Here is a 5,289-nt window from a genome sequence, read left to right as displayed (position 1 = left end):
ACCGAAACGCTCTTTAACAATGTGAATCAAGTAATTCGTGTGGGTGCTTGCCTTATGGGATTGATGATCCGAAAGATTATCAGCCTAAGCAAGTTACTCTGTGAATTCACTGAGTTTTTTGTAATAAAGCTGAGCCAAGTTTAGGGTTTTCACAAAACCCAATCAGTCTTAAAACTGAAGAGTTTGATCATGGCTCAGATTGAACGCTGGCGGCAGGCCTAACACATGCAAGTCGAGCGGTAGAGGGAAGCTTGCTTCCCTTGAGAGCGGCGGACGGGTGAGTAATGCCTGGGAATCTGCCTGATAGTGGGGGATAACGTTCGGAAACGGACGCTAATACCGCATACGTCCTACGGGAGAAAGCAGGGGATCTTCGGACCTTGCGCTATCAGATGAGCCCAGGTCGGATTAGCTTGTTGGTGAGGTAACGGCTCACCAAGGCGACGATCCGTAACTGGTCTGAGAGGATGATCAGTCACACTGGAACTGAGACACGGTCCAGACTCCTACGGGAGGCAGCAGTGGGGAATATTGGACAATGGGCGCAAGCCTGATCCAGCCATGCCGCGTGTGTGAAGAAGGTCTTCGGATTGTAAAGCACTTTAAGTTGGGAGGAAGGGTTGTAGCTTAATACGCTGCAATCTTGACGTTACCGACAGAATAAGCACCGGCTAACTCTGTGCCAGCAGCCGCGGTAATACAGAGGGTGCAAGCGTTAATCGGAATTACTGGGCGTAAAGCGCGCGTAGGTGGCTAAGTAAGATGGGTGTGAAATCCCCGGGCTCAACCTGGGAACTGCATCCATAACTGCTTGGCTAGAGTACGGTAGAGGGTAGTGGAATTTCCTGTGTAGCGGTGAAATGCGTAGATATAGGAAGGAACACCAGTGGCGAAGGCGACTACCTGGACTGATACTGACACTGAGGTGCGAAAGCGTGGGGAGCAAACAGGATTAGATACCCTGGTAGTCCACGCCGTAAACGATGTCAACTAGCCGTTGGGAACCTTGAGTTCTTAGTGGCGCAGCTAACGCACTAAGTTGACCGCCTGGGGAGTACGGTCGCAAGATTAAAACTCAAATGAATTGACGGGGGCCCGCACAAGCGGTGGAGCATGTGGTTTAATTCGAAGCAACGCGAAGAACCTTACCTGGCCTTGACATGCTGAGAACTTTCCAGAGATGGATTGGTGCCTTCGGGAACTCAGACACAGGTGCTGCATGGCTGTCGTCAGCTCGTGTCGTGAGATGTTGGGTTAAGTCCCGTAACGAGCGCAACCCTTGTCCTTAGTTACCAGCACGTTATGGTGGGCACTCTAAGGAGACTGCCGGTGACAAACCGGAGGAAGGTGGGGATGACGTCAAGTCATCATGGCCCTTACGGCCAGGGCTACACACGTGCTACAATGGGGGGTACAAAGGGTTGCCAAGCCGCGAGGTGGAGCTAATCCCATAAAACCTCTCGTAGTCCGGATCGGAGTCTGCAACTCGACTCCGTGAAGTCGGAATCGCTAGTAATCGTGGATCAGAACGCCACGGTGAATACGTTCCCGGGCCTTGTACACACCGCCCGTCACACCATGGGAGTGGGTTGCACCAGAAGTAGCTAGTCTAACCTTCGGGAGGACGGTTACCACGGTGTGATTCATGACTGGGGTGAAGTCGTAACAAGGTAGCCGTAGGGGAACCTGCGGCTGGATCACCTCCTTAATCGATAGATCACAGACCATTCGGTCAAGCACTCACACGAATTACTTGATTCATTAAGAAAGCGATAGGGTCTTTAGCTCTCAAGCTACAGTTCACCCGTAGCAGCTAAGTCTAGGCTTATCTGTTTCGAGCGTCCCCGGGCAATTGGGTCTGTAGCTCAGTTGGTTAGAGCGCACCCCTGATAAGGGTGAGGTCGGCAGTTCGAATCTGCCCAGACCCACCAATTGTCGAGGTGTGGAAGGTCTTGAAAAAGGGGCCATAGCTCAGCTGGGAGAGCGCCTGCCTTGCACGCAGGAGGTCAGCGGTTCGATCCCGCTTGGCTCCACCAAGACGCAGTAGGTCAGACACGACCGAGATACCGATCGCTAGACGCCAGAGTTCATACATGAACAATCACCGGGAAGGCACCGTGTGGATTGTTGATGTCTGGTCTTTGTGCCAGTCGCTCTTTAACAATGTGGGAAAGTGATAGAAATGATAGACATAACAGGCGTTTCACTGCGACCTGTTATGGCTAAGGTAACTTGTAATCTCAACGCAAGTTCCGGATTGTCGTGAATCATGTCATACATATCGCTTTGAATAATCGGCGCTAGCTTCGGCTAACGACAGATTGTTTGGGGTTATATGGTCAAGTGAATAAGCGCATACGGTGGATGCCTTGGCAGTCAGAGGCGATGAAAGACGTTGTAGCCTGCGATAAGCTCCGGGGAGTCGGCAAACAGACTTTGATCCGGAGATCTCTGAATGGGGAAACCCACTTAGCATAAGCTAGGTATCACACACTGAATACATAGGTGTGTGAGGCGAACCGGGGGAACTGAAACATCTAAGTACCCCGAGGAAAAGAAATCAACCGAGATTCCCCAAGTAGCGGCGAGCGAACGGGGAGCAGCCCTTAAGCAATTTAGAGTTTAGTGGAAGGCCCTGGAAATGGCCGCCATAGTGGGTGATAGCCCCGTACACGAAAGGCTCTTAGTTGTGAAATCGAGTAGGACGGCGCACGTGAAACGTTGTCTGAACATGGGGGGACCATCCTCCAAGGCTAAATACTCCTGACTGACCGATAGTGAACCAGTACCGTGAGGGAAAGGCGAAAAGAACCCCTGTGAGGGGAGTGAAATAGATCCTGAAACCGTATGCGTACAAGCAGTGGGAGCCCACTTGTTGGGTGACTGCGTACCTTTTGTATAATGGGTCAGCGACTTATATTCTGTGGCGAGCTTAACCGTCTAGGGGAGGCGTAGGGAAACCGAGTCTTAATAGGGCGTTTAGTCGCAGGGTATAGACCCGAAACCGGGCGATCTATCCATGGGCAGGTTGAAGGTGCCGTAACAGGCACTGGAGGACCGAACCGACTACCGTTGAAAAGTTAGCGGATGACTTGTGGATAGGAGTGAAAGGCTAATCAAGCTCGGAGATAGCTGGTTCTCCTCGAAAGCTATTTAGGTAGCGCCTCGTGTATCACCACTGGGGGTAGAGCACTGTTTGGGCTAGGGGGTCATCCCGACTTACCAACCCCATGCAAACTCCGAATACCAGTGAGTGTCAGCACGGGAGACACACGGCGGGTGCTAACGTCCGTCGTGAAAAGGGAAACAACCCAGACCGTCAGCTAAGGTCCCAAAGTTATGGTTAAGTGGGAAACGATGTGGGAAGGCTTAGACAGCTAGGAGGTTGGCTTAGAAGCAGCCATCCTTTAAAGAAAGCGTAATAGCTCACTAGTCGAGTCGGCCTGCGCGGAAGATGTAACGGGGCTCAAACCATACACCGAAGCTACGGGTTCATCTTAGGATGAGCGGTAGAGGAGCGTTCTGTAAGCCTGTGAAGGTCAATTGAGAAGTTGGCTGGAGGTATCAGAAGTGCGAATGCTGACATGAGTAACGACAATGGGAGTGAAAAACTCCCACGCCGGAAGACCAAGGGTTCCTGCGCAACGTTAATCGACGCAGGGTGAGTCGACCCCTAAGGCGAGGCCGAAAGGCGTAGTCGATGGGAAACGGGTTAATATTCCCGTACTTGTAGTTACTGCGATGGGGGGACGGAGAAGGCTAGGCCAGCACGGCGTTGGTTGTCCGTGTTTAAGGTGGTAGGCTGATTTCTTAGGTAAATCCGGGAGATCAAGGCCGAGAACTGATGACGATCTTTCTTTTAGAAAGAGAAGTGGTTGATGCCATGCTTCCAGGAAAAGCCTCTAAGCTTCAGGTAACTAGAAATCGTACCCCAAACCGACACAGGTGGTCAGGTAGAGAATACCAAGGCGCTTGAGAGAACTCGGGTGAAGGAACTAGGCAAAATGGCACCGTAACTTCGGGAGAAGGTGCGCCGGTGAGGGTGAAGTATTTACTACGTAAGCCCATGCCGGTCGAAGATACCAGGCCGCTGCAACTGTTTATTAAAAACACAGCACTCTGCAAACACGAAAGTGGACGTATAGGGTGTGACGCCTGCCCGGTGCCGGAAGGTTAATTGATGGGGTTAGCTTCGGCGAAGCTCTTGATCGAAGCCCCGGTAAACGGCGGCCGTAACTATAACGGTCCTAAGGTAGCGAAATTCCTTGTCGGGTAAGTTCCGACCTGCACGAATGGCGTAATGATGGCGGCGCTGTCTCCACCCGAGACTCAGTGAAATTGAAATCGCTGTGAAGATGCAGTGTATCCGCGGCTAGACGGAAAGACCCCGTGAACCTTTACTATAGCTTTGCACTGGACTTTGAATTTGTTTGTGTAGGATAGGTGGGAGGCTTTGAAGCGTGGACGCTAGTTCATGTGGAGCCAACCTTGAAATACCACCCTGACAACTTTGAGGTTCTAACTCTGGTCCGTTATCCGGATCGAGGACAGTGTATGGTGGGTAGTTTGACTGGGGCGGTCTCCTCCCAAAGAGTAACGGAGGAGTACGAAGGTGCACTCAGCACGGTCGGAAATCGTGCGTAGAGTATAAAGGCAAAAGTGCGCTTGACTGCGAGACCCACACGTCGAGCAGGTACGAAAGTAGGTCTTAGTGATCCGGTGGTTCTGTATGGAAGGGCCATCGCTCAACGGATAAAAGGTACTCCGGGGATAACAGGCTGATACCGCCCAAGAGTTCATATCGACGGCGGTGTTTGGCACCTCGATGTCGGCTCATCACATCCTGGGGCTGAAGCCGGTCCCAAGGGTATGGCTGTTCGCCATTTAAAGTGGTACGCGAGCTGGGTTTAGAACGTCGTGAGACAGTTCGGTCCCTATCTGCCGTGGACGTTTGAGATTTGAGAGGGGCTGCTCCTAGTACGAGAGGACCGGAGTGGACGAACCCCTGGTGTTCCGGTTGTCACGCCAGTGGCATTGCCGGGTAGCTACGTTCGGAAAAGATAACCGCTGAAAGCATCTAAGCGGGAAACTTGCCTCAAGATGAGATCTCACCGGGAGCTTGACTCCCCTAAAGGGCCGTCGAAGACTACGACGTTGATAGGCTGGGTGTGTAAGCGTTGCAAGGCGTTGAGCTAACCAGTACTAATTGCCCGTGTGGCTTGACCATATAACACCCAAGCAATTTGGTGTGGTCATGACACCGATGAACGACAATCCGAACTTGGATTG

2 tRNA genes and 2 rRNA genes are annotated in these 5,289 nt (G+C 52.0%); all 4 read left to right on the top strand.

Annotated elements, in window-relative coordinates:
* Positions 1 to 171: 171 nt before the first annotated feature.
* The 4 genes from DT594_RS18845 to DT594_RS18830 all read left to right on the top strand — a co-directional run bounded on the left by DT594_RS18845 (position 172) and on the right by DT594_RS18830 (position 5,227).
* A 16S ribosomal RNA gene (locus tag DT594_RS18845) occupies positions 172 to 1,708 on the top strand.
* A 146-nt stretch (positions 1,709 to 1,854) separates the two neighbouring features.
* A tRNA-Ile gene (locus tag DT594_RS18840) sits at positions 1,855 to 1,931 on the top strand.
* A 29-nt stretch (positions 1,932 to 1,960) separates the two neighbouring features.
* Positions 1,961 to 2,036, top strand: a tRNA-Ala gene (locus DT594_RS18835).
* Between the two features lie 301 nt (positions 2,037 to 2,337).
* Positions 2,338 to 5,227 (top strand): 23S ribosomal RNA (locus tag DT594_RS18830).
* Together the 16S and 23S rRNA genes with 2 tRNA genes alongside form the textbook arrangement of a ribosomal RNA operon.
* Positions 5,228 to 5,289: the final 62 nt, after the last annotated feature.

This window comes from Halopseudomonas laoshanensis, assembly GCF_008365385.1.
In the GTDB taxonomy this organism is placed as follows: domain Bacteria; phylum Pseudomonadota; class Gammaproteobacteria; order Pseudomonadales; family Pseudomonadaceae; genus Halopseudomonas; species Halopseudomonas laoshanensis.
This window is presented reverse-complemented; position numbering and strand designations above follow the sequence as displayed.